This window comes from Psychroserpens citreus, from assembly GCF_055686305.1.
This window is the reverse complement of record NZ_CM145999.1, coordinates 3,119,388-3,143,550: the sequence shown is the minus strand read 5'-3', so window position 1 is coordinate 3,143,550 and position 24,163 is coordinate 3,119,388. Positions and strand designations below refer to the sequence as shown.

Below are 24,163 nucleotides of genomic sequence, written 5' to 3'. Positions count from 1 at the left end.
AGCCTAAAAATGAATAAAGCAAACTATTTTGTCGATTAAATGTACAAAATAATCGATGAAATACTATTTTCAATCGGAAATATCGATGAAATACACTCCTAAATCACTGATAAACAGTGTGTTTTTTATGAAACTAATATTTTCACAAAAAATGCAAGTATAATATTAGAATTCAGGATACTAAATTAGTATTCGGCGTTTTTAAAAACAAGAAATCCCTTCCAAATACATGAAAGGGATTCTGTGAGCCCTGAAGGATTCGAACCTTCGACCGCCTCCTTAGAAGGGAGGTGCTCTATCCAGCTGAGCTAAGAGCCCTCAATAAAGTCGGGGTGGCAGGATTCGAACCTGCGACCTCCGCGTCCCAAACGCGGCGCGATAACCGGGCTACGCTACACCCCGAATTGGTTATCAACTTTTTAGAGTCATTAGAACCTAATGTCCCTCAAAATTCGAGGTGCAAATATAAATCTTTTCTTTAAAAATTGACAACTTTTATTATTAAATTTAAGCATAAAATTAATTTTAATGAAATTTGTTAGACAATACGCCTTTATAATAGGTTTGGTTAGTCTTATAGCTTGCGCTCAAGACAAAACTGCTATTAATAATAATCATACTTACGAATTAGTCGTTTCCAATTTGAATAACCCTTGGGCATTTACCTTTCTTCCAGATCACTCCATACTTATCAATGAAAAATCTGGACACATTATTCATTTTGAAAATGGAAAAAAAACAGAAATTAATGGAGTTCCAAAGGTGTATAATCGTGGACAAGGTGGTTTGTTAGATATAGCTCTCCATCCAGACTATACAACTAATGGATGGATTTATTTAACCTATGCCTCTTCAGAAGGACCTGAAAAAGGTGGTCATACAGCATTAATGCGAGCAAAACTAAAAAACAATACACTCGTTGATAAAGAAGTTTTATATAAAGCTGGACCAAATACTACCAAAGGACAACATTTTGGCTCACGAATTGTTTTTGATGATGATGGTTACCTCTACTTTACTATTGGCGAGAGAGGAAATCGCGATGTGAACCCTCAAGACATAACACGTGACGGTGGAAAAGTATACCGCTTGCATGATGACGGCTCTGTCCCTTCTGATAATCCATTTGTAAATAGTGTAAATGCAAAGACAGCTATCTACTCTTATGGACATAGAAATCCGCAAGGCATGACAATTCATCCTAAAACAAGAGCCATTTGGACACATGAACATGGTCCAAAAGGAGGTGATGAAATTAACATTATTGAATCAGGAAAAAATTATGGTTGGCCTGTAATAACTTATGGTGTAAATTACATAGGGACAAAAATTACAGACAAAACTACACAATCTGGAATGGAACAACCACTCCACTATTGGACACCGTCTATTGCACCAAGCGGTATGGTATTTATTTCTAGTAATAAGTACAAAGGATGGGAAGGAAATTTGTTGGTGGGCTCACTAAAATTTCAGTACTTAGACAACTGTTATATAAAAGACGGGAAAGTTATTAAAGAAGAACGTCTGTTAAATGGCTTAGGTCGTGTACGATCAATTAATCAAGGGCCTGATGGCTATATTTATGTTGGTATAGAACATCTAGGAATTGTGAAACTTATTAAAACCAAATGAGAGCATTAATAGCATTATGTATCGGAAGTGTTTTTCTTACTTCCTGTAATGATTCTGATAAAAAAGCAGAAGATTCAAAAGTTTCACTTTCCGAAGCAAAAAAAGAGGTTTCAACTACCACTAAACTTGATGAAAGTATAGTAAGAGGAAAAGTTATTTATACAGACTTTTGCATGAGTTGTCACATGCCTAATGGAAAAGGTGTACCACAAGCATTTCCTCCACTTGCCAAATCTGATTATTTGATGAATAACAGATTAGAAAGTATAAAATCGATTAAATACGGACTATCAGGTGAGATAACTGTGAATGACAAAACGTATAATGGTGTTATGACACCTCTTGGTCTTGAAGATGAAGAAATTGCTGATGTAATGAATTATATTACAAATAGTTGGGGAAATTCTAATGACTCGTTAATAACTGTTCAAGAAGTTTCAGAAATTGAGGAATAATTTTCTGTCAATATTACTAAATTTGTTCTATTGAAAATCAAAATATACTTATGCTAATTATTGGAATTGCTGGAGGAACGGGTTGTGGAAAGACAACGGTTGTAAATCAAATACTTAATGAACTGCCTGAAGGTGAAGTTGGTGTAATTTCTCAAGATTCATACTATAAGGACACTACACATTTGAGTTATGACGAACGTGTAAAAATCAATTTTGATCACCCACGTTCTATAGATTTCGAATTATTAGAAGTACATTTAAAACAATTACGAGATGGAAACCCTGTTGAGCAACCTGTATACTCATTTGTAAAGCATAATAGAACTGGAGATACAATAAAAACGAATCCTAGAAAAGTAATGATTGTAGAAGGAATTCTAATTCTTACAAATCCAGAATTGCGTGATATGTTCGATATCAAAATCTTTGTTCATGCTGATAGTGACGAACGACTCATTAGACGCTTAAAGCGTGATATTTCTGAACGTGGTCGAGATATTAACGAAGTCTTAACTAGGTATCAATCTACGCTCAAACCAATGCATCAACAGTTTATAGAACCTATGAAAGAATATGCAGATATTATTATTCCAAACAACAAATATAATACTGTAGCAGTTGATATAGTAAAAACTATTATCAATGAAAAATTAAATTAATGCTCAAATATTTAAAAAACATATTCGTTATTGTCTTTATCGTTTTTGCGATATGGATGCTTTTTATAGATTCAAATTCTTTGTTGATTCATCGTGAATTAAATCAGGATATTCAAGACCTTGAAGATGAAAAAGCCTATTATAAAGCTGAAATCGAAAAAGATAAAAAAGCCATAAAAGAATTGAGTACCGAAGACGGTATAGAGCGTATAGCACGTGAGAAATATTATATGAAAAAAGATAATGAAGATATTTACATTATTGAATATGAAGACAGTTTAAAACTTAAAGAAGACTAATGAATAAAAAACTATTTCGTGACTTTTCAGAAGTATCTTCTAAACAATGGAAGCAAAAAATTCAAGCCGATTTAAAAGGTGCCGATTATAACGAAACATTAATCTGGCATACAAATGAAGGTATTGATGTGAAACCATTTTATCATGCTGATGAATTAGATTCTATTGTATCAGAATCAGAATCAGAATCAAGTAATTTTACTATTTGTCAATCTATATTTGTTGCCAATTCTGAAGTATCAAACACTAAAGCCATTGATGCTATAAAAAGAGGTTCCGAATGTATTGAATTTGTGATACCTTCTGAAGATATCGATATAAATTTATTGATTCAAGACATAGATTTAGCATCTACCCTATTAACATTAAAACTTTTGTTTTTATCATCGGAATATGTAAAATCTATTCCGTCTCATCCCAATATCACAGTTCAAACAGATATTATTGGTCATCTAGCTAGAACTGGAAACTGGTTTCATAATCTTAAAGACGATCACCAACATTTTGAAATAATTGTAAAGCAAACCAACGCTGTTAGTATTGATGTAAGTCTTTACCAGAATGCAGGAGCCAATATGGTACAACAACTAGCTTATGCATTATCTCATGTGAATGAGTATTGCAATCATCTTCACGATAGGTTAACCAGTGATCAAAAAGCAGGTATTCAAGTCGTTTTTAATATAGCTGTTGGCACCAATTATTTTTTTGAAATTGCCAAGCTAAGAGCCGTAAAAGCATTGTATGCAGCATTAGCTCATGAATATGGGTTCAATACACTATGTGGTATAAATGTTACTCCAACAAAACGTAATAAAACCCTATACGACTATAATACGAACATGCTACGAACTACTACAGAATGTATGAGTGCAATTTTAGGTGGTGCAAACACGATTACAAATTTACCATATGATGCCATATATCATAAGGACAATGAGTTTGGTGAACGAATTTCTAGAAATCAGCTTTTAGTATTAAAACATGAAAGTTACTTTGATAAAGTTGACAATCCTTCTGAAGGTGCTTATTATATTGAAAGTTTAACTGTTCAATTGAGCGATAAAGCTCTAGAGTTATTTAAAGATATTGAAGCCAATGGCGGATTTCTTTCTCAACTTAAAGAGGGTAAGATTCAAAAGAAAATAAAAGAAAGTGCAGCCAAAGAACAATCACAATTCGATTCAGGTGAACTTGTATTATTAGGCACAAACAAGCATCCGAATTCAGAAGATAAAATGAAGGACGATTTAGAAATATATCCTTTTGTAAAAACAAATCCAGTCAAAACCTTGATAGAACCAATCATTGAAAAACGTTTGGCAGAAACATTAGAACAACAACGACTTAAAACCGAATAAATTAACACATTATGACATTACGATATTCAATATTATTAGTATGCTTATGCCTCTTTAATTGTAAACAAGATGCAAAACAGCCAAAGGCTGACGTAGATTTAATCTATTCTTTAAATGCAAAAATCCTTAATTGTGAAGGCTTAGACACTGCGTTATTACAAGAAGCTATGATGTCTTTTGAACGTGATATTACTAATTTCTACACGCCAGACAAACCTGTCTATTCTCGTGCATATAGCTTATTTGTTAGTCAAGCACTTACTAATAAAGCAGATTATCATAAAATGGTCTCTGAACATTCAAAAAATGTATTTGAAGCCCTTAAACAAGACGAATCATTATGGACTACTAACCCAGATGGTAGTCGACTCAATTTTCAACATCCAATATTTACATGTATAGGTAGTCAAATTAAAGACGAACCATTACAAAAAACATATAATGCCTTGATATCCACTAATAGTATGAGTTTAAGAATGTTTGGGGACCAATTGAAGCGCAAAACATTCGGAATGAAAGATGATAAATATTTGGCTACCTATGTAGCACTTGAATTGTTCTATGGAAAACTATTCAGTGTAGATTTTAATAGTGTTCCTGTTGAAGTTGATTATGAGGAAGCTAGTGGGTTAAAAGAGCATACATCTCATGATGGTCATAATCACTAGTAAATGAAGTTAAAGCTTACTTTGATAATTATATTAAGTTTTGTTTTATCGTGTAATGAAACAAAAAAAGAGGTCGAAAGGAATCATGTCCCTGGAGAATATTTCGAATTAGAAAATGATAATATTAAAATTTATTTACCAACATATTTCGAAAAATTTTCTGAAAGTGAATATGACCAATTCATAGAAGCTTTGCCTGATTCTGATGCTAAGAAAATTGAAAGACAACGCTTCAATTATCTAAAGTATTCAAAAGGAAATATTTATTATTTTAGAGATATTGGGTCTTCAACATTAATTAGCGTAAAAATGAGTGAGTTTTTGCCTTTTACAAAAGAAGACTCCACATATTTGTTGAGCTTACTTTCTGCATCGTGCAGTGAATATGCCGAAGTAATGAAAATGAACTGTGAGAAAACAACTGCTGGATATTCTGGCAATAACAAAACAACCGTTTTTAAAGCTGCATATAAGTTGACTGACGGAAACAACAATGAAATGTTCAACACTATATATTTTATAGCATCAAACTATAAAACTTTTGCTATGAATATTTATTCAAATAATGACAAAAACTATAATGCGTTTATAGAAAAAATAGTTGTAAGATAATGCGTAAAAACATTCAACATATAAAGTTACCTTCTGAGACAAAAAAACGTAATTCTAAGGCAAATAGCTCTTTTAAAACAGCTGAAGATATTGTGGTAAAATCATCATATTCAAAAGATGACATTCAACATTTAGAGCATCTAAATTTTGCTGCAGGAATTGCTCCAAACCTTCGTGGACCTTATTCTACAATGTATGTACGTAGACCTTGGACTATTAGGCAATATGCAGGATTTTCAACTGCCGAGGATAGTAATGCATTTTACAGACGTAATCTCGCTGCTGGACAAAAAGGTTTATCTGTGGCTTTTGATTTAGCTACTCATCGTGGTTACGATTCTGATCACGAACGCGTAGTAGGAGATGTTGGTAAAGCAGGTGTCGCTATTGACAGTGTTGAAGATATGAAAATTCTCTTCGATCAAATTCCTCTAGATAAAATGTCGGTATCTATGACTATGAACGGAGCTGTTTTGCCAATCATGGCATTTTATATTGTAGCAGCCGAAGAACAAGGTGTAACTCCTGAGCAATTAGCAGGAACGATTCAGAATGATATTTTAAAAGAGTTTATGGTGCGTAATACTTACATTTACCCACCTACACCTTCGATGAGGATTATTTCAGATATTTTTGAGTACACCAGTCAACACATGCCAAAGTTTAACAGTATTAGTATTTCTGGGTATCACATGCAAGAAGCTGGAGCTACCTGCGATATTGAATTAGCTTATACTCTTGCAGATGGATTAGAATACATAAAAAAAGGACTCGAAGCTGGAATGGACATCGATAGCTTCGCACCTCGCTTGTCGTTTTTCTGGGCTATAGGTATGAATCACTTTATGGAAATTGCTAAAATGCGTGCTGCTCGTATGCTATGGGCAAAAATCGTAACTCAATTTAATCCAAAAAACCCAAAATCATTAGCCTTAAGAACACATTGCCAAACTTCTGGCTGGAGTTTAACAGAACAAGATCCTTTCAACAATGTGGCTCGTACAACAATTGAAGCGGCTGCAGCTGCTTTTGGAGGCACACAAAGTTTGCATACTAATGCCTTAGATGAGGCTATAGCTCTACCAACAGATTTTTCGGCGCGTATTGCTCGAAATACTCAAATCTTTTTGCAGGAAGAAACCGGAATCACAAAAACGGTTGATCCATGGGCAGGGAGTTATTATGTCGAAACATTAACACATGATATTGCGCAAAAGGCATGGACACTTATGGAAGAGGTCGAAGAACTTGGAGGAATGACAAAAGCGATTGAAGCTGGAATCCCTAAGTTAAGAATTGAAGAAGCGGCAGCCAGAAAACAAGCACGAATTGATTCTGGACAAGATATAATAGTTGGTGTAAATAAATATCGTTTAGCCGAAGAAGATCCAATTTCTACCTTAGAAGTTGATAACCAAACTGTAAGAAACGGACAAATTCAGCGATTAAAGCATATAAAAGCAACAAGAAATACTGAAGCAGTTAATCATGCGTTGGCTAAATTAACTGAAGTTGCACGCACAGGAAAAGAAAATTTGTTAGCTTTAGCTGTAAATGCTGCACGAAAGCGTGCAACACTTGGTGAAATTAGCGATGCTTTAGAAGCAGAATTCGGACGATATAAAGCTCAAATTAAATCATTTTCAGGCGTGTATAGTAAAGAAATAAAAGATGACGAAAGCTTCCAAAAAGCTAGAGAATTAGCCGACCATTTTGCAGAACAAGATGGTCGTAGACCAAGAATTATGATTGCAAAAATGGGGCAAGATGGACATGATCGTGGAGCTAAGGTTGTGGCTACCGGTTATGCAGATGTTGGTTTTGATGTTGATATTGGTCCACTATTTCAAACACCAAAAGAAGCAGCAAAACAGGCTGTAGAAAATGATGTGCATATTTTGGGTGTATCTTCCTTAGCTGCAGGACATAAAACCTTAGTGCCTCAAGTTATAGAAGAACTTAAAAACTATGGTAGAGATGATATTATGGTAATTGTTGGTGGTGTCATTCCTAAACAAGATTACCAATACCTATTTGATGCTGGTGCAGTAGCTGTATTTGGTCCTGGAACTAAAATTAGTGATGCTGCGATTAGCATATTAAATATTTTAACTGATTAAAAACTAAAACCTAAAATTTAAATATGAACAAAAATCACATTCTCTTTGCCCTCCTTTTTATCCTAAATATTAACCTCCTATTTTCTCAAAGTTTTGAAATCCCAGGGGAGATTATGACCAATGATGGTTTCAAAAAAGGGTTCTTTTCAGAAGAAATAAATGAATATACAACAGCTTTAAGTTTTAAAATTTCAGAAAATGATGAAATTGTAAACCTATTTTCTTCTGAAAATATACGCTTCAAATTCAACTCAAATCGTAATTTATATAAAACGCTTAATGTAAATGGTTATATCCATCCATTTATTGTAATTGTAGATGGTAAAGCTTCGTTTTATAAGGATATAACTCAAGAAGTTTTTTACATACAAAACCCTTCGGTAGACCCTAAAATTGTCAAATTTGAAGATTTCGAAAAGGCTAATAAAAACACTAGAAATGTTGGTATTCTTTCTCTAGTGTTTGGAGATTGTATTTCAGTAAGAACTCAACTTAAAAAAACAAATATCAATAAATCAACAATTACACAATTAACTAAAGATTATAATAATTGTAAAGAATATTCCGACTCATATGAACTATCAAGCAAACAAAAAAAAGAACAAGAATACCTTAAGCAAAAAGGAGTGTATTCAATTGATATTGGCGGTTCACTTTTATTAAATAATTTTAAAAGCCAGGTTAGAGCATTTCAAGAAGGTACAGATAAGAGTAATATTCTCGGTTATGGTGCATTTGTTAGTTTCAATATGTCTCCTAGCTACTTTAATCAAATGCGCGACAAGCTTTTTGTTGACATCTCTATCAGCTATAATCTCACACCAGAGTTTTCTGTAGAATTTTATGACGTTAAGAGAAGTAACATTTTATTAAACCTATCACCAACTTACTATTTTCTTAGAGATAAATCAATAAATCCATTTGCTCGTATAAATTTTGGTTTAAATTATTCTAAATACGAATTAGTGAAAAATGTAAATACTTTTTTAATGGATGTAAAAGGTAATAGAAAGAGCTTTATTTTTAGTCTTGAAGCTGGTGTGCAATTTAACAGGCAATTTGAAGTATCCTTGCATTTTCAACCACGTTCTGAAGAAGTATATACGGTGTATCTTAATAATACATTTGATATAGAAAACACCCTTCTCTCTTTAAAAGCATCATACATTTTTGATTTATCGAAGAAGGATTAAAAACACAAAATTACTTTTAATACGATTAAGTTTTTTTTGCGTTCTATTTATTCATTCCAATTAATTAATTTATTTAGACAGTCATTATTACTAGGCCTCGATGGAATTATTACTGGTATGTTAATCGCTTATTAGATACGCTTAAACCTGTTAAACTTGTTAAACTTCTTTAAATCAACGGCTTATTTTTTATCTTAGACAAATAAATAAGAAAAATAGTACAATTCATGCTATTTTCAACTAAAAACTTAGTTATATTTATAGTTCGATTATTTAACACAATTTAATTCTTAAATCACATGATTCAAAAACCATCAAAAACTCGCATGCTTAGCATGATTATGGTGCTCTTTTTCTCCTTGGCGTCATTAGCCCAAGACATAGAAACGAAACCAAAAGAAATTTCAAAAACAGAAGACATTCCATTTAATCCTGATGTAAAAACTGGTGTGTTAAGTAATGGTCTTACCTACTACATTAAAAATAATGGAAAGCCAGAAAATAAAGTCGAATTACGACTTGTTGTCAACGCTGGATCAATTTTGGAAGATGACGACCAACTAGGTTTAGCTCACTTTATGGAACATATGAATTTTAATGGCACAAAAAACTTTAAAAAGAATGAACTGGTCGATTATCTACAAAGTATTGGTGTTAAATTTGGTGCGCATCTTAACGCTTACACTAGTTTTGATGAGACTGTGTACATTCTCCCTATTCCTAGTGACGATCCTGAAAAATTAGAAAAAGGCTTCCAGATTCTAGAAGATTGGGCTCATAATGCATTACTTACTGAAGAGGAAATAGATAACGAACGAGGTGTTGTTCTTGAAGAATATCGATTAGGCAAAGGAGCTAATGAGCGTATGATGCAACGTTACCTTCCAAAGATGCTTTATGGTTCTAAATATGCTGAACGTCTACCTATCGGAACAAAAGAAAATCTAGAAAACTTCACCTACGAAAGCCTAAAACGTTTTTATAAAGATTGGTACAGACCAGATTTAATGTCGGTTATGGCAGTTGGTGATGTTGATGTAGCAACACTTGAAGCGAAAATCAAAGAACACTTTGGAAAGATTCCTAAAGCCGAAAACCCAAGACCTCGTGATGAATTTGATCTGCCAAATCATGAAGAAACATTTATTGCCATAGAATCTGATAAAGAAGCTTCTTTTTCTCAGGTACAAGTTATGTTTAAAGATGAGAAAAACTCAACTCCAGATGTTAGTGTTGAAGATTACAGAAAATCTATGGTTAAGAGTGTTTTCTCTCAAATGATTAATAATCGTTTACAAGAACTCACTAATGGAGAAACCCCTCCTTTTGTGTATGGTTATAGTTTTCATGGTGGAACTTATGCGAAAAATAAAAGCGCATATCAGTCTTTTGCAATGACTAAAGAAACTGGGCAACTTAATGCGTTAAAAACCTTACTTGAAGAAAATCAAAGAGTGAAGCAACACGGCTTTTTTCAAGGTGAATTCGAGCGTGCTAAAAAAGGAATTTTAGCACGAATGGAAAAGTCATATAAGGATAGAGATAAAATGGAATCTAATCGTGTTGTTGGTGAATATGTAAGACATTTTTTAGAAAATGAACCTATGCCTGGAATTGAATGGGAATACAAGTTTTATCAAGAGGAATTACCTAAAATAAGTCTGGATGAAGTAAATGGTCTTATTTCTGAATACATAAGAGATGATAATCGTGTTATTATTTTAACAGGTCCAGAAAAAGAAGGTTTAGAAAAAGTAACCGAAGATCAAGTAAAAACAATACTTGAAGACGTTCAGAACAAAACATTAGAACCTTATAAAGACGAAGCTGTAGCCACTTCATTAATGGCTACTAAACCAACTCCTGGCACTATTACAGATTATTCAAAAAATGATGAATTAGGTACTACTACCCTAACACTAAGTAATGGTGCAAAGGTAACGTATAAGGTAACCGACTTTAAAAATGATGAAGTTCTTTTTGATGCCTATAGCTATGGTGGAACATCATTATATTCATTAGAAGATTACAAAGCAACTTCTAATGCTAATGGTGGTTTAGCCGAAGCTGGAATTAATGGATATAACAAAACAGAACTTGGCAAAATGATGTCTGGTAAAATTGTATTCGTTAGACCTAGTATTCGAACGTATAGTGAAGATATGTCAGGTTCCACAACACCTAAGGATCTTGAGGACTTATTTCAAATGGTACACTTGTATTTTACAGCGTTAAACAAAGATGATAAAGCTTTTAACTCGTTTAAAGAGAAACAAAAATCATTTTTAGGTAATATGATGTCTAATCCTCAGACCTATTTTTCTGTAAAAATGGGAGAATTCATGTATGGTGACAACCCAAGATATTTAGGATTCCCTACACCTGAAAAAATGGATGCTGCCGATTATGATTTAGCTTATAAGAAATATAAAGAACGTTTTGCAGATGCTGGAGACTTTCACTTCTACTTCGTCGGAAATATCGATGAAAAGAAATTAGTTGACTATGCGAGCACCTATTTGGCAAGTCTACCAGGACTTAACTCAAAAGAAACTTATAAAGTTTCAGATTTTAGACCACTAACTGGGCAACATGAAAAAATAATTGAAAAAGGAAAAGACCCAAAGAGTGCTGTACGTATCACGTATCATGGACCTACAACCTACAACAGTAAAGAAAATTTAGGTTTAAGAACATTAGGTGAAATATTAACCATAAAACTCATCGAGCAACTTCGTGAGGAAGAAGGTGGTGTGTATGGCGCTGGTGCTAGAGGAAATATTAGTAAAATGCCATATGATTGGTACCGCTTCAATATTAGTTTCCCTTGTGGACCTGAAAATGTTGATAAATTAAAAAATGCTGCTCTTGCCGAAGTCGATAAATTAGTGAAAGATGGACCTACACAGAAAGATTTAGATAAGGTTAAAGAATCATATATGTTAGATCATAAAGAAGATTTAAAAACGAATCGTTTCTGGTTACGTCATCTCAAGAATTCCGACTACCAAAAGAGCGATGCTACTAAGCTTTTGGAATTTGAAAAGCGTGTAAACGATTTAACAATTGAATATTTACAAGAAGTGGCAAAAAAATATTTAAGCAAAGATTATATCATAGGAATTCATAATCCAGAATCCTGATTCTCATTGTATTTATAACATTAAGAAAGTAGCTCTAACGAGCTACTTTTTTTATGCTATCAATGTTAACAACTTCCACTTTCAAAACACATAAATAATCGTATTTTTACAATCAATAAAACCAAATCAATTAATGGGTAAAATCATTGCAATTGCCAATCAAAAAGGAGGCGTTGGAAAAACAACGACTTCAGTTAATTTAGCAGCCTCTTTAGGAGTTCTAGAAAAAAAAGTACTGCTTATCGATGCAGATCCTCAAGCTAATGCAACTTCAGGACTTGGTATTGATGTTGAAAATGTAGAGATTGGAACCTACCAGTTATTAGAACATACTGCTTCTGCCGAAGAATCTATTATAAAAACAGAGTCTCCTAATGTTGATATCATACCTGCACATATCGATCTTGTCGCAATCGAGATAGAATTGGTTGATAAAGATGAACGTGAGTATATGCTAAAAAGAGCCATCTCTCATTTAAAACCATCGTATGATTATATTTTAATTGACTGTGCCCCTTCATTAGGGCTTCTAACACTAAATGCACTAACAGCATCAGATTCGGTCATCATTCCAATTCAATGTGAATACTTTGCATTAGAAGGCCTAGGAAAACTTTTAAATACGGTAAAAAGTGTTCAGAAAATACATAATACCGAATTAGATATTGAAGGGATGTTGCTGACTATGTTTGATCAACGTTTACGTTTGTCAAATCAAGTTGTTGAAGAAGTTCAAAAGCATTTTAGCAATATGGTATTTGAAACCATTATTCAGAGAAATGTTAGACTTGGTGAAGCGCCAAGTTATGGTGAAAGCATTATAAAATATGATGTAAGTAGCAAGGGAGCGTCAAATTATTTAAGTTTGGCAAAAGAAATAATTAATAAGAATGCATAATGGCGAAGGCAACAAAAAAACAAGCTTTAGGTAGAGGTTTATCTGCATTGTTAAAAGACCCTTCTAACGATATAAAATCTGCTAATGATAAAAATGCAGATACGATTATTGGTAATATTGTAGAACTAGATATTGATGTCATTGAAATCAATCCGTTTCAACCTCGTACCAATTTTAATGAAGAAACACTTAGAGAACTAGCGTCTTCAATTAAAGAACTTGGTGTTATACAGCCAATTACAGTTAGGAAGCTCGAATTCAATAAATTTCAACTTGTCTCTGGAGAGCGTCGTTTTAGAGCTTCAAAATTAATAGGACTTAAAACTATACCTGCCTATATTAGAATTGCTAACGATCAGGAGTCTTTAGAAATGGCATTAGTTGAAAATATTCAACGCCAAGATTTAGATCCTATCGAAATTGCATTATCCTACCAACGACTAATTGATGAAATATCACTTACACAAGAGCAAATGAGTGAACGTGTTGGAAAGAAACGATCTACTATAGCCAATTATTTGCGTTTATTAAAACTAGATCCTATTATCCAAACTGGAATGCGTGATGGCTTTATTTCTATGGGACATGGTCGTGCTATCATTAATATTGAAGATCAAAGTGTTCAATTGGATATTTATGAGAAGATAATTACTGATAAATTATCAGTTAGAGCAACTGAAGCTTTAGTTAAAAGTTACCATAACCCATCAGAGAAAAAAACAGTTGAACCTGAGGAGCTGCCTAAATTTGTTAAAAAAGGCATAAAAGAATTTTCAGAATACTTTGGTCACAAAATTGGCGTTAAATTGTCAAAGAATGGTAAAGGTCAAATCACAATTCCTTTTCATTCCGAAGAAGATTTTAATCGTATAAAAAAACTGGTACAACGTGCTAAATAAATTAGTTTTTAGTGTTATCATTACTGTTTTCTGTTGTAGTTTTTCCTTTGCACAGGACGACAAACCCAACAATGATGTTGATACAGATTTAATAGTTGTAAGAGATACTGTAAACACAAAACGTGAACCCATAAATGTATTAGCTCCTTCAAAGGCTGCCTTCTACTCTGCTGTACTCCCAGGACTTGGGCAGGCTTACAATAAAAAGTATTGGAAAATCCCTATTGTATATGCAGCCATTGGAATTCCTGTGTATCTCTACATAAAAAACGACAAAGATTATAATTTGTATCGAGATGCATTTAAACGTCGTTTGTCTGGTTTTCCTCAAAACTCTGATGGTGATCCATTTCCAAATGTCACCAATGATGGTTTAATTAACGCCCAGAAACAGCTACGCCGAAATAAAGAATTAGCCTTGTTGATTGCTATTGGCGCTTATGCTTTAAATATTATTGATGCCAATGTAGATGCGCATTTATTACAATTTAATGTAGATGAAGATTTGTCATTAAGACCACATTTTAAATACAACCAAATGGAAAACAACACCAATTTGGGAGTGACACTTAATTTTAAGTTCTAAAGTATGAATATCGCATTACTTGGCTACGGCAAAATGGGTAAAGCAATTGAACAAATTGCAATAAATCGTGGGCATACGATCAAACTTAAGGTATCCAGCACTACGAAACATTTTGAGTTAGATGACATAGATGTTGCCATAGATTTTAGCTTACCTTCAACAGCTGTTGCGAATATTTCAGAATGCTTAAACTCTGGAGTTCCAGTGATATCAGGTACAACAGGCTGGTTGGAGCATTACGATGACATCGTATCACTTTGTGGTATAACTGAAGGCACATTTTTGTATGCATCAAATTTTAGTTTAGGTGTCAATATTTTTTTCGAACTAAATAAAACCTTAGCTAAACTTTTAAAAGGCTTACCTCAATACAGAGCAAGTATAGAAGAAATTCATCATACTCAAAAACTAGATGCTCCAAGTGGTACTGCAATAACTCTTGCTGAAACGATTATTAGTGAAACCAATTATAAAAATTGGACATTAGCATCCCCAAAACAAGATGAGATTGGTATTTTAGCAAAGCGAATAAAAGATGTGCCTGGAACTCATGAGATTAATTATAGTTCTGAAGTAGATAGTATACAAATCAAGCATACTGCTCATAGTAGACAAGGGTTTGCATTAGGCGCTGTAATTGCTGCAGAATATGTTCATGATAAAAAAGGAGTGTTTACGATGAAAGATGTCTTAAACATAAGTTAAGATGCAATTAAAATGTAACGTTTTTGAATACAAAATAACTTACTAAGAAATCAATATATAGATATGACAATTACACAATGGTTAATTTTTATTTTAGTGATTCAGGTCATTCACGGACTTGCAACATGGAAATTATATATTAAAGCAGGACGACAAGCATGGGAAGCCTTTGTTCCTATCTACAATGCAGTGATTTTAATGAAAATTATTAATCGACCATGGTGGTGGACGATTTTATTATTTGTTCCTATAGTTAATCTTATTATGCTACCTGTGGTATGGGTAGAAACAGCTAGAAGTTTTGGTAAAAACCAATATCTAGATACATTTTTAGCAGTCATTACTTTAGGTTTTTACAACTTCTACCTTAATTATGTGGCAGATGTAGATTATGTTGAAAATAGAAGTTTAGAGCCAAAATCAGGCTCAGGTGATTGGATAAGCTCTATCCTATTCGCTATTGTTGCTGCAACTATTGTACATACTTATTTTATTCAACCATTTACAATTCCAAGTTCATCATTAGAAAAATCATTACTAGTTGGTGACTTTCTTTTTGTCAGTAAGTTTCACTATGGTGCTCGAGTACCTATGACAACTGTAGCAACCCCTATGGTTCATGATACGATACCTGTTGCAAATATTAAGTCTTATTTATTCAATGACAAAATTGAAGAACATAAAACCTCTTGGAAAAATAAGTTGCAATTACCATACATGCGTTTACCATCATTTCAAAACATTAAACGCAATGATATCGTTGTTTTTAACCAACCAGCAGATACGCTAAAAAATATGAACGATTTTACACCAGATCGTAATTATTATAAGCCAATTGATAAAAAAACAAATCTCGTAAAACGTTGTGTAGGCGTGCCAGGCGATTCTTTAGAAGTTCGTAATGGCGTTGTCTATATCAATGGCAAAAGAAATGAATTACCTGATCGTGCAAAACTACAATTTGTGTATCTCGTAACATTAAAAGGAAATTACTCTGGTGTTCAACTTGTTAATGCTTTAAAAGAGCGTTACGATATAACAGATGTTTATCCTTCATCAAATAATACCATTGCATTTCATGCAACAGAAGAAGCTGCTCAAAAAGCTAAAAATCATCCCAATATTGCTAGTGTTGAGCGCTTTATTTCGCCAAAAGATGAAGATGGCAATTTGTTTCCTAGGACATCACAATATCCATGGAATTATGATAATTATGGACCAATTTATATTCCAAAGAAAGGAGCAACTGTAGCCTTAAATGTAGAAGTATTGCCTTTATATAAACGCTTAATTTCTGAATATGAGCATAAAACTGTTGTCACTAGAGGAAATCAAGTGCTTATTGAAGGTGAACCTGTAACTTCATATACATTTGATCAAGATTATTATTGGATGATGGGAGATAATAGAAATAACTCCATAGATTCTAGAGCTTGGGGATTTGTACCTTTTGATCATGTTGTAGGAAAACCAGTGTTGATATGGATGAGTTGGGACGGGCTTAAAAATCCGCGTTGGAAACGTTGGTTTACAACAGTTGGAGGATCAGGACAACCAGTGTCTTATTTAATACCATTTTTAATCGTATTAGGCGCTTGGTTTGGTTTCAATAAATGGCGAAAAAAGAAAAAGGCACAATAAATATTAGTTGAATGGACGTTTTACTTCATCCAACCTTTTTTCCAAATATTGCTCATTTTGTAGCAATGTTACAGGCCGATCACATTGTTTTCGAGATTTGCGATAATTATCAAAAGCAAACCTATAGAAATAGAACATCTATTAATGGGGCTAATGGGCAATTAGATCTGAATGTCCCTGTAGTCTATTCTCAGAAAAATAGACAGCAATTTAGTGCTGTTGAAATTTTTAATTCTGAACAATGGCAACTACAACACTTGAAATCTTTAGAATCGGCATACCGCACTTCACCCTTCTATGAATTTTACATTGACGATTTATTGCCATTGTTTAATATAGAAGCTACAACGATAATGGATTTCAATTTCAAATGTATTGAGGCTATTTTTAATTGTATGCAACTCCCTTTTCATTACACCACAACTAATAGTTTTGAATTAGAACCAAAATCGATTCTAGATGCAAGGAGTTTGGCCAATAGTAGAAAGAAAATTGTTCAGCAGTTTGAACCATACGCTCAGGTGTTTGATGATAAGCATGGTTTTTTAGCTAATCTAAGTATTCTAGATCTGTTGTTTAATGAAGGTCCTAATACAGAATTATATTTAGAATCTCAGCGGTTACGAGTGCATTAAAGGCAATCATTGTTGTTTACTTGAGTTTGACTTTTGCCATGACTGGAAAATGATCAGAATATGTAACGTCATAGGTTTTAAACCCATTGATATCAAATGCATTATCTACCAAAATAAAATCGATGCGTACAGGAAAGAATTTAAAATCATAGGTTCTACCAAATCCATTACCTGCTTCTGAAAAGGCATCACGTAAATCTCCTTTAATCTCCTTATATACGTAGGAGTATGCAGTATTATTAAAATCACCACAAATTATCATTTGATATGGGCAATTCACTTTATGTTTTAAAAAGAGTTCTGTTTGAGACTGTTGCATTTTGAACGTTGTACTCACACGCTTAAATAAATTTTCTGAATTTTCTTTGGTGAGCTTTTCAGTAGTTGGATTAATCCCTGACGATTGCAAGTGCACATTATAAATACGAATGGTGTCCGAATTTTTAACAATATCAGCAAATATGGCATTATTTGATGTGTTTGGGAACTCTATAGAACCAGAATTTATAATTGGAAATTTTGTAAAGATGGCTTGTCCATTTTTAACTTTTTCCCCTGAAAGCTCTTCATATTTAAAATAACCATCTAATGCAATTGTCTCATCAGGTCGGTATTCTTGCATGCATAAGATATCTGGTTGTTTTTCGGAAATAAAATTGGACATGTTTTGCTTAATATTAGCATCATCAATCCAATTAAAAACATTGAATAATCTCACATTATAATTCATCACTGACAAATTCTGAGTATCATCAATATTAGTAGACGATGAAAATTTGTACAATGAAAACATGTAACTATAACCAATACATAAAACTACTATAGACAATAGCAATTGCTTCTTAGCTTTTAATAACCAATACAGTACAAATAGTAGATTAACAAGAATTAAAAAAGGAACAGCTAAACTTAATACAGATAAAAATGCAAATTTCTTTGGTTCAAGATATGGCAAAAGATAAGATAAGAGTAACGCAAATGCCATCAATGAATTGATGATAAACATTAGCTTTTCTAAACCTTTTAGTTTACGCATACAGATTAATCTTTCCCAGCTTTAAATAGAAATGCCTTTTCTTCTTTAGTTAAACTATCATAACCACTTTTACTAATTTTATCTAGAATGAGGTCAACTTTCTTTTGGTTATTAAACTCGTTAAACTCATCTTTATTATGACCAGCAAATACTTTCTTCTTATTTCTGTGCACGGTTTTAAGTGTTGATTTTGCCTTAAATAGATTGGCAATTCTATCCATAAATTTGCTAAAACCACTACCAATATCGTTTCCTTTTAAAAGCTGAGTAGCATACAAATACCCAAGTAAACTACCGCCTAAATGAGCAATATTACCACCTTGATTTATTCCAAATAAGCCAATAACATCAAAAACTACTAATGCTACTCCAATATACCAAAGTTTTATTTTCACAGTAAAAAACTGAGCTTCTCGATAAGGCATATAGGCACAAATAAAAAGTAATAATGCTCTAACACCTGCAGATGCACCAACTAACGGGCCAATAGTTCTTGAAAAACTATCTGGCATAATATTATAAAATAGCAAGTAGGTTAAACCACCAATAATGATTCCTAAAAAATAAATATTTAGCGATTGTTTTCTAGGGAATAGATTTACCATAGTCCTTGATATAAAGTATAATACCAGCATATTAAATAGGATATGGATAAAATCATAATGTGTAAACCCATACGTTATTATTGACCAAGGTTTTTGAATAAAATCAAATGCGTCTTTAGGTAACTCAAGCCAATTAAGTGTACTTTCTCTAGGGATTTTTAAAATCACTCGTAGTAACCAACCTACGAAAAAAACCAACACATTGATTGCGATGATCTTTTCAAAAACGTTTAATCGTTTAAGTTTGTCTTGAATGTCATGTGTTAACGATGTCATCGATCCCAACGGTTTTTATTGAACTGTGTTTTTTTCCAATACCACATAATTAAGAATCCAGTAATAGCACCTCCAACATGTGCCATATATGCGGTATTACTTGGACTAAAAAATGAAGCTCCAGTTAAAGCAGAGATTACATCTAAAATGATAATGCCAGGGATAAAAAACTTAGCTTTAATTGGAATAGGTAAAAATATCAACATCAATTTAGCTTCAGGGTTCATCATACCAAATGCAGCTAAAATACCCATAATACAGCCAGATGCTCCAACCATTCTCGATAATACAGTCTTATTCATCTCAAATAAACTTCCAAAAGCATTTGAATCTATTACTGGTCCAGTATAATTTTTTTCAGTTAACAAATCTGTTAAGCCATCATGAAATAGTTCTGGTTTAATGTAATTGCCATCAACTGAATAAATGTTTACTATTTCATGTAACAATTCAGGACTTAGATTTAATCCTGTAATTCCTTGTGAAGCTGAAAAGTATTGAAAAAAATAATACCCCAATTGAAATAATACGGCTCCTAATCCAGCTGAAATATATAGGAACAAAAACTTCTTAGAACCTAATTGTGTTTCAACAGCTGTACCAAACATCCATAAGGCAAACATATTAAAAAAGATATGCATCAAATCGGCATGCATAAACATATGCGTAAAAATTTGCCATGGCTTAAATAAATTATTTTCAGGAAAATACAGTGCAAACCATTGGTTAAATAAAACGCCATTTTGAATAACCATAGTACCTATAAACATTACCACGTTGATAATGATTAAATGCTTTACTGTATCTGTTATACCTCTTATCATATCTTACATAAATTTTTTATCAAAATCATCTACACTCATAGTAATAAATGTAACTCTATTAGTAGGAGAAACTGATGGTTCTTTACAAGCAAACAAACTATTCACTAAATGCTCTTGCTCTACCCTATTTAATGATTGACCAGTTTTAATAGCTAAGCTTTTAGACATAGATTTTGCCAGTAAATCTGTAGCACTAAAATTGCTGTCTGGAACTTCCTGCTCTACATCACTTATGAGTTGCTCCAATATAATTGAGACTTCACTTTCTGGAACGTTAATTGGCACTCCTGTAATCTCTAATGTTGTTTCACTAAATTTAGAAAACACAAAACCTGTATGCTCTAAATCTTCTTTTAATGATGTTAATGAGCTCATTTCCGAAACCGAAAACTCTAATACAAGTGGAAATAACAATTGTTGACTTACAGCTTCTTTAACCGTTAATTGTTTTAAAAAGCCTTCATACAAAATACGCTGATGAGCGCGATGTTGATCTAAAATCATCATTCCAGATTTAATCGTACTAATAATATATTTATTATGAAGTTGATAAGTAGTTTGTTTGGTTTCTACTGATGTATCTTCAGAAAATAAGGATTTATGTTCTGGTTGGCTTTCAAATTCAACATCACTAAAATCATTTTCAGTTTTTGTGCCTTTAGACTCTAAACCAACATATAAGCTTTCCCACTGTGCTGTAGGTTCTTTTCTGTAAGAAGTAGATATATGATGTCGTGCTGGTGTTGATGGTTGTTGATCTTCACGAAACGGATTAAAACTTCGATCCACTTCAACTGTTGGTGTAGAGGCGCTTTTATGTTTATAATCGTATGGAGTGTCTAAGTTTTTATCCCGATCAAAATCTAAAACAGGGGCTATATTAAACTGACCCAAACTATGTTTTACAGACGATCGCAAAATGGCATAAAGCGTGTGTTCATCATCAAACTTAATTTCTGTTTTAGTAGGATGAATATTTATATCTATTGTTTTGGGATCAACCGTTAAATTCAGAAAATAACTTGGGTAACTTCCATCTTTCAATAAACCTTCATACGCCGAATTAATGGCATGATTTAGATAAGCGCTTTTAATAAATCTATTGTTGACAAAAAAGAACTGTTCGTTTTTAGTCCGTTTTGCAAATTCAGGCTTTCCAACAAATCCTGAAATTTTTAGAACTTCAGTATCTTCTTCAACTGGAACTAATTTTTCATTTGTTTTAGTCCCAAAGATATTTACAACTCGCTGTCTATAGTTACTCACTGGAAGGTTAAAGTTTTCACTACCGTTATTATACATTAAAAATGCAATATTTGGATGCGCCAATGCAACGCGATGAAACTCATCGATGATGTGTCGCAACTCTACATTATTAGACTTCAAAAAATTTCGCCGAGCGGGAATATTAAAAAATAAATGCTTTACAGATAACGAAGTTCCTTTTGGAGTAACAACAACGTCTTGACTTTTAATAGTACTGCCTTCAATTTCTATAATAGTTCCTAATTCGTCTTGATCTTGTTTTGTTTTGAGTTCTACATGAGAAATAGCAGCAATACTGGCTAAAGCTTCTCCGCGAAAGCCTTTGGTATTCAAACTAAACAAATCTTCGGCAGAACGTATTTTGGAGGTGGCATGCCGCTCAAAGCTCAATCGAGCGTCTGTAGGACTCATACCCTTTCCGTTATCAATCACTTGGATTAAAGTTTTACCAGCATCTTTAACAATAAGTTTTATAGTATCAGAACCAGCATCTATGGCATTCTCTAGTAATTCCTTTACAACAGAAGCGGGTCGTTGTACAACTTCACCTGCTGCAATTTGATTCGCAACATGATCTGGTAACAATTGGATAATGTCTGCCATTAGCGTTTAAGGGAGAATATGGATAAATCGAAATCTATGATAAATAAAAAAGTTACGACTAATATTGCAATAATAATTAATACTCTGCGGTTAGCACCAGAAGTGTCTTTATTAGATTTATAATCATTTACAGCATTATTAAATTTTGTCTTCAAGCCTTTATTACTACTAGCAGTTACTCGATAATCATCAAATTTATGCTTTAACTCAAATGGACTACCTTCACCTTTGTAAAAACGTGGTTGATAGCTATACTTTTTGTTTTTCCGTGTGTTTAAAATTCCCATAATGCTATGATGTTTCGTAATGCGTTAAAATAAACCATAGTGCAATTATCATACCTAAAATAAGTAAAAGTAAACCGAGTGAAACACTTCTTTTACTTTTATGTTTACCTTGACCTCGTATAGATTTCCATTGTGATTTCAAATCTTCACCTCCTTCAGCATCTCTATGATGTCTTGGTTTATAATTAAATTGTCTATGTTTTCGTTGCTGAAATAAACCCACTACTTATCAAGTCTAATATTTCAAAAATACAGAATTTACAAGGAAAATAAGATATTCTATTCCTAAAAATTGTTAACAAATACAACCGCTAATTGGAAATACTAAAAGAAGAATTTAATGCTGAAGAGAATGGACTAAAAACTGTATTCTATATTAAATAGTTCGTCTTAAATTGGCCATTTTAATAGCAGCTATAGCAGCTTCTGTACCTTTATTACCATGTTTTCCTCCCGAACGATCAATAGATTGCTGCATTGTGTTGTCGGTAAGCACACAAAAAATTACTGGAGTATCCGAATTAAGGTTTAATTCCTTAATACCATGAGTTACACCTTCACAAACAAAATCGAAGTGCTTCGTCTCGCCTTGAATTACACAACCAATGGCAATAACAGCATCTACTTGATACTCCACCATTTTTTTGCTGCCATAAATCAATTCAAAACTGCCAGGTACATCCCATTTTATAATGTGTTCTGGCAAAGCACCACAATCAATTAATGCATCATATGCGCCTTGATATAGACCATTGGTGATCGTGTCATTCCATTCAGAAACAACAATCCCAAACCGAAAGTCTTTCGCGTTTGGGATTGTGTTCTTATCGTAGTGAGATAAATTATGATTTGCAGTTGCCATAATTTAATTATTTACTACCTCCAGCTCTTCCAATAAAAGCTTCTATATTTTTAGCTTGATCTGAATCTGAAAATTCAGACTTAATACGTTCGTAATATCCTAATGCTTTTTCTGGTTGACTAAGCGTTTCAGCAACACCAGCTGCCTTAAATAAATACATAGGCGTTGTATAGTCATTCGTTGAAGCATTAATCGCTTGCTCATAATAGCCTAAGGCATCTTCCAACTGATTTAATTGCACAAACGCATCTCCTATTGCTCCTTTTGCAATTGGGCCTAATACGTCATCGCTAGTATCAAAATCACTCAAATACTTAACCGCATTGGTATAATCTTTAGTATTTAAATATGCCATTCCTGCGTAGTAATTAGCCATATTTCCTGCTGGTGTGCTTCCATATTCATTCACGATATCAACTAAACCATATTTTCCTTCACCTCCATTAAGTGCTAATGTAAACAAAGAGTCTTTGTTTGTTCCTGCAATAGCTTCTTCGAAGTATTTTTGAGCCGTATACATTTCATTCATTGCTTCTTGAGCTTTAGGCTCAGCAATAAACTTATTATACCCTAAATATCCTAGAACGATTAAGGCTACTAAACCAATAATTACGAATATACCTTTCTGATTTTTAGCAACAAAATCTTCAGCCTTATTTGCACTTTCATCAAGTGTATTAAATACTTCTGCTGTTGTAGACTCTTGCTCTAAAACTTCTATCTTTTCACCTTTTTCCTTAATAGGTTTCGGTTTGTATCCTCTTTTCTTATATGTTGCCATAATTCTATATTTGTGCCCGCAAAAATAAAATTTTTATTGGGATTTAAAAGGTAAATTATTTGTTATTTTTACTTCGTCTTAGAATAAAAGCAACCTTAATACGAATATTCCTAT

The 24,163-nt window shown here is 33.0% G+C and carries 24 protein-coding genes and 2 tRNA genes; 16 read left to right on the top strand and 10 right to left on the bottom strand.

The window, feature by feature from the left end; all coding sequences use genetic code 11:
• Window positions 1-244: 244 nt before the first annotated feature.
• Window positions 245-318 (bottom strand) — tRNA-Arg (locus tag ACTU6T_RS14055).
• 9 nt (window positions 319-327) lie between these two features.
• Window positions 328-402: transfer RNA gene (locus tag ACTU6T_RS14050), tRNA-Pro, on the bottom strand.
• Window positions 403-528: 126 nt separating this feature from the next.
• Here ACTU6T_RS14050 and ACTU6T_RS14045 point away from each other — a divergent pair.
• The 16 genes from ACTU6T_RS14045 (at window position 529) to ACTU6T_RS13970 (ending at window position 17,509) form a co-directional block, all read left to right on the top strand.
• Window positions 529-1,635, top strand: coding sequence for a PQQ-dependent sugar dehydrogenase (locus ACTU6T_RS14045; RefSeq protein WP_460218826.1), 1,107 nt, complete (start codon window positions 529-531; stop codon window positions 1,633-1,635).
• A complete protein-coding gene (locus ACTU6T_RS14040; protein WP_460218825.1) occupies window positions 1,632-2,090 on the top strand; it encodes a c-type cytochrome in 459 nt (152 codons plus the stop codon). The genes ACTU6T_RS14045 and ACTU6T_RS14040 overlap by 4 nt, the downstream gene beginning before the upstream one ends.
• A 50-nt stretch (window positions 2,091-2,140) precedes the next feature.
• Window positions 2,141-2,749, top strand: coding sequence for a uridine kinase (udk, locus tag ACTU6T_RS14035; RefSeq protein WP_460218824.1), 609 nt, complete (start codon window positions 2,141-2,143; stop codon window positions 2,747-2,749).
• Window positions 2,749-3,048 (top strand): FtsB family cell division protein, encoded by a 300-nt coding sequence (locus ACTU6T_RS14030; RefSeq protein WP_460218823.1) that lies wholly within the window; start codon window positions 2,749-2,751, stop codon window positions 3,046-3,048. The genes udk and ACTU6T_RS14030 overlap by 1 nt, the downstream gene beginning before the upstream one ends.
• Window positions 3,048-4,409: a methylmalonyl-CoA mutase subunit beta gene (locus tag ACTU6T_RS14025; protein ID WP_460218822.1), complete on the top strand. Its 1,362-nt coding sequence runs from the start codon at window positions 3,048-3,050 to the stop codon at window positions 4,407-4,409. Before ACTU6T_RS14030 ends, ACTU6T_RS14025 begins: the two co-directional genes overlap by 1 nt.
• Before the next feature lie 11 nt (window positions 4,410-4,420).
• Window positions 4,421-5,077, top strand: a complete 657-nt coding sequence (locus ACTU6T_RS14020) for a hypothetical protein (protein ID WP_460218821.1) — start codon at window positions 4,421-4,423, stop codon at window positions 5,075-5,077.
• A 3-nt stretch (window positions 5,078-5,080) separates the two neighbouring features.
• A complete protein-coding gene (locus ACTU6T_RS14015; RefSeq protein WP_460218820.1) occupies window positions 5,081-5,689 on the top strand; it encodes a hypothetical protein in 609 nt (202 codons plus the stop codon).
• Window positions 5,686-7,809 (top strand): methylmalonyl-CoA mutase, encoded by a 2,124-nt coding sequence (gene scpA / locus ACTU6T_RS14010; RefSeq protein WP_460220775.1) that lies wholly within the window; start codon window positions 5,686-5,688, stop codon window positions 7,807-7,809. The genes ACTU6T_RS14015 and scpA overlap by 4 nt, the downstream gene beginning before the upstream one ends.
• A gap of 23 nt (window positions 7,810-7,832) precedes the next feature.
• Window positions 7,833-9,002: a hypothetical protein gene (locus ACTU6T_RS14005; RefSeq protein ID WP_460218819.1), complete on the top strand. Its 1,170-nt coding sequence runs from the start codon at window positions 7,833-7,835 to the stop codon at window positions 9,000-9,002.
• 299 nt (window positions 9,003-9,301) lie between these two features.
• Window positions 9,302-12,145, top strand: a complete 2,844-nt coding sequence (locus tag ACTU6T_RS14000; RefSeq protein ID WP_460218818.1) for a M16 family metallopeptidase — start codon at window positions 9,302-9,304, stop codon at window positions 12,143-12,145.
• Between the two features lie 133 nt (window positions 12,146-12,278).
• Window positions 12,279-13,043, top strand: coding sequence for a ParA family protein (locus ACTU6T_RS13995; protein ID WP_460218817.1), 765 nt, complete (start codon window positions 12,279-12,281; stop codon window positions 13,041-13,043).
• On the top strand, window positions 13,043-13,942 hold the full coding sequence (locus ACTU6T_RS13990; protein ID WP_460218816.1) for a ParB/RepB/Spo0J family partition protein: 900 nt from the start codon (window positions 13,043-13,045) through the stop codon (window positions 13,940-13,942). The genes ACTU6T_RS13995 and ACTU6T_RS13990 overlap by 1 nt, the downstream gene beginning before the upstream one ends.
• Window positions 13,932-14,528, top strand: coding sequence for a DUF5683 domain-containing protein (locus tag ACTU6T_RS13985; RefSeq protein ID WP_460218815.1), 597 nt, complete (start codon window positions 13,932-13,934; stop codon window positions 14,526-14,528). Before ACTU6T_RS13990 ends, ACTU6T_RS13985 begins: the two co-directional genes overlap by 11 nt.
• 3 nt (window positions 14,529-14,531) lie before the next feature.
• Window positions 14,532-15,233: a 4-hydroxy-tetrahydrodipicolinate reductase gene (gene dapB, locus ACTU6T_RS13980; RefSeq protein ID WP_460218814.1), complete on the top strand. Its 702-nt coding sequence runs from the start codon at window positions 14,532-14,534 to the stop codon at window positions 15,231-15,233.
• 63 nt (window positions 15,234-15,296) lie between these two features.
• Window positions 15,297-16,874: a signal peptidase I gene (lepB, locus tag ACTU6T_RS13975; RefSeq protein WP_460218813.1), complete on the top strand. Its 1,578-nt coding sequence runs from the start codon at window positions 15,297-15,299 to the stop codon at window positions 16,872-16,874.
• 11 nt (window positions 16,875-16,885) lie between these two features.
• The gene (locus ACTU6T_RS13970) at window positions 16,886-17,509 is read left to right on the top strand and encodes a WbqC family protein (protein WP_460218812.1); all 624 of its coding nucleotides are present in this window, start codon (window positions 16,886-16,888) and stop codon (window positions 17,507-17,509) included.
• A 16-nt stretch (window positions 17,510-17,525) separates the two neighbouring features.
• Here ACTU6T_RS13970 and ACTU6T_RS13965 read toward each other — a convergent pair whose 3' ends face one another.
• The 8 genes from ACTU6T_RS13965 to ACTU6T_RS13930 form a co-directional block, all read right to left on the bottom strand.
• Window positions 17,526-18,545, bottom strand: coding sequence for an endonuclease/exonuclease/phosphatase family protein (locus ACTU6T_RS13965; protein ID WP_460218811.1), 1,020 nt, complete (start codon window positions 18,543-18,545; stop codon window positions 17,526-17,528).
• A gap of 5 nt (window positions 18,546-18,550) precedes the next feature.
• Window positions 18,551-19,426: a rhomboid family intramembrane serine protease gene (locus tag ACTU6T_RS13960; RefSeq protein ID WP_460218810.1), complete on the bottom strand. Its 876-nt coding sequence runs from the start codon at window positions 19,424-19,426 to the stop codon at window positions 18,551-18,553.
• Complete coding sequence (locus ACTU6T_RS13955; RefSeq protein ID WP_460218809.1) at window positions 19,423-20,250, bottom strand: rhomboid family intramembrane serine protease; 828 nt, start codon at window positions 20,248-20,250, stop codon at window positions 19,423-19,425. The genes ACTU6T_RS13960 and ACTU6T_RS13955 overlap by 4 nt, the downstream gene beginning before the upstream one ends.
• Window positions 20,251-20,253: 3 nt before the next feature.
• Window positions 20,254-22,119, bottom strand: a complete 1,866-nt coding sequence (gene mutL, locus ACTU6T_RS13950; RefSeq protein ID WP_460218808.1) for a DNA mismatch repair endonuclease MutL — start codon at window positions 22,117-22,119, stop codon at window positions 20,254-20,256.
• Window positions 22,119-22,406 carry a riboflavin synthase subunit beta gene (locus tag ACTU6T_RS13945; RefSeq protein WP_460218807.1) on the bottom strand — a complete coding sequence of 96 codons (288 nt, stop codon included), beginning with the start codon at window positions 22,404-22,406 and terminating at the stop codon, window positions 22,119-22,121. Before ACTU6T_RS13945 ends, mutL begins: the two co-directional genes overlap by 1 nt.
• Window positions 22,407-22,410: 4 nt before the next feature.
• Window positions 22,411-22,629, bottom strand: coding sequence for a hypothetical protein (locus ACTU6T_RS13940; RefSeq protein WP_460218806.1), 219 nt, complete (start codon window positions 22,627-22,629; stop codon window positions 22,411-22,413).
• Between the two features lie 153 nt (window positions 22,630-22,782).
• Window positions 22,783-23,268 carry a 6,7-dimethyl-8-ribityllumazine synthase gene (gene ribH / locus ACTU6T_RS13935; RefSeq protein ID WP_460218805.1) on the bottom strand — a complete coding sequence of 162 codons (486 nt, stop codon included), beginning with the start codon at window positions 23,266-23,268 and terminating at the stop codon, window positions 22,783-22,785.
• Between the two features lie 7 nt (window positions 23,269-23,275).
• A complete protein-coding gene (locus tag ACTU6T_RS13930) occupies window positions 23,276-24,049 on the bottom strand; it encodes a tetratricopeptide repeat protein (RefSeq protein ID WP_460218804.1) in 774 nt (257 codons plus the stop codon).
• Between the last annotated feature and the right edge of the window lie 114 nt (window positions 24,050-24,163).

Coding starts and splice junctions, on each gene's coding strand:
- ribH (WP_460218805.1), bottom strand. CDS start 23,268: ATGGCAACTGCAAATCATAATTTATCTCACTACGATAAGAACACAATC.
- ACTU6T_RS13960 (WP_460218810.1), bottom strand. CDS start 19,426: ATGACATCGTTAACACATGACATTCAAGACAAACTTAAACGATTAAAC.
- ACTU6T_RS13995 (WP_460218817.1), top strand. CDS start 12,279: ATGGGTAAAATCATTGCAATTGCCAATCAAAAAGGAGGCGTTGGAAAA.
- ACTU6T_RS14005 (WP_460218819.1), top strand. CDS start 7,833: ATGAACAAAAATCACATTCTCTTTGCCCTCCTTTTTATCCTAAATATT.
- dapB (WP_460218814.1), top strand. CDS start 14,532: ATGAATATCGCATTACTTGGCTACGGCAAAATGGGTAAAGCAATTGAA.
- udk (WP_460218824.1), top strand. CDS start 2,141: ATGCTAATTATTGGAATTGCTGGAGGAACGGGTTGTGGAAAGACAACG.
- lepB (WP_460218813.1), top strand. CDS start 15,297: ATGACAATTACACAATGGTTAATTTTTATTTTAGTGATTCAGGTCATT.
- ACTU6T_RS14030 (WP_460218823.1), top strand. CDS start 2,749: ATGCTCAAATATTTAAAAAACATATTCGTTATTGTCTTTATCGTTTTT.
- ACTU6T_RS13955 (WP_460218809.1), bottom strand. CDS start 20,250: ATGATAAGAGGTATAACAGATACAGTAAAGCATTTAATCATTATCAAC.
- ACTU6T_RS13970 (WP_460218812.1), top strand. CDS start 16,886: ATGGACGTTTTACTTCATCCAACCTTTTTTCCAAATATTGCTCATTTT.
- ACTU6T_RS13990 (WP_460218816.1), top strand. CDS start 13,043: ATGGCGAAGGCAACAAAAAAACAAGCTTTAGGTAGAGGTTTATCTGCA.
- ACTU6T_RS13945 (WP_460218807.1), bottom strand. CDS start 22,406: ATGGGAATTTTAAACACACGGAAAAACAAAAAGTATAGCTATCAACCA.
- ACTU6T_RS14020 (WP_460218821.1), top strand. CDS start 4,421: ATGACATTACGATATTCAATATTATTAGTATGCTTATGCCTCTTTAAT.
- ACTU6T_RS14045 (WP_460218826.1), top strand. CDS start 529: ATGAAATTTGTTAGACAATACGCCTTTATAATAGGTTTGGTTAGTCTT.
- ACTU6T_RS14025 (WP_460218822.1), top strand. CDS start 3,048: ATGAATAAAAAACTATTTCGTGACTTTTCAGAAGTATCTTCTAAACAA.
- ACTU6T_RS14000 (WP_460218818.1), top strand. CDS start 9,302: ATGATTCAAAAACCATCAAAAACTCGCATGCTTAGCATGATTATGGTG.
- ACTU6T_RS14015 (WP_460218820.1), top strand. CDS start 5,081: ATGAAGTTAAAGCTTACTTTGATAATTATATTAAGTTTTGTTTTATCG.
- ACTU6T_RS13965 (WP_460218811.1), bottom strand. CDS start 18,545: ATGCGTAAACTAAAAGGTTTAGAAAAGCTAATGTTTATCATCAATTCA.
- ACTU6T_RS14040 (WP_460218825.1), top strand. CDS start 1,632: ATGAGAGCATTAATAGCATTATGTATCGGAAGTGTTTTTCTTACTTCC.
- ACTU6T_RS13930 (WP_460218804.1), bottom strand. CDS start 24,049: ATGGCAACATATAAGAAAAGAGGATACAAACCGAAACCTATTAAGGAA.
- mutL (WP_460218808.1), bottom strand. CDS start 22,119: ATGGCAGACATTATCCAATTGTTACCAGATCATGTTGCGAATCAAATT.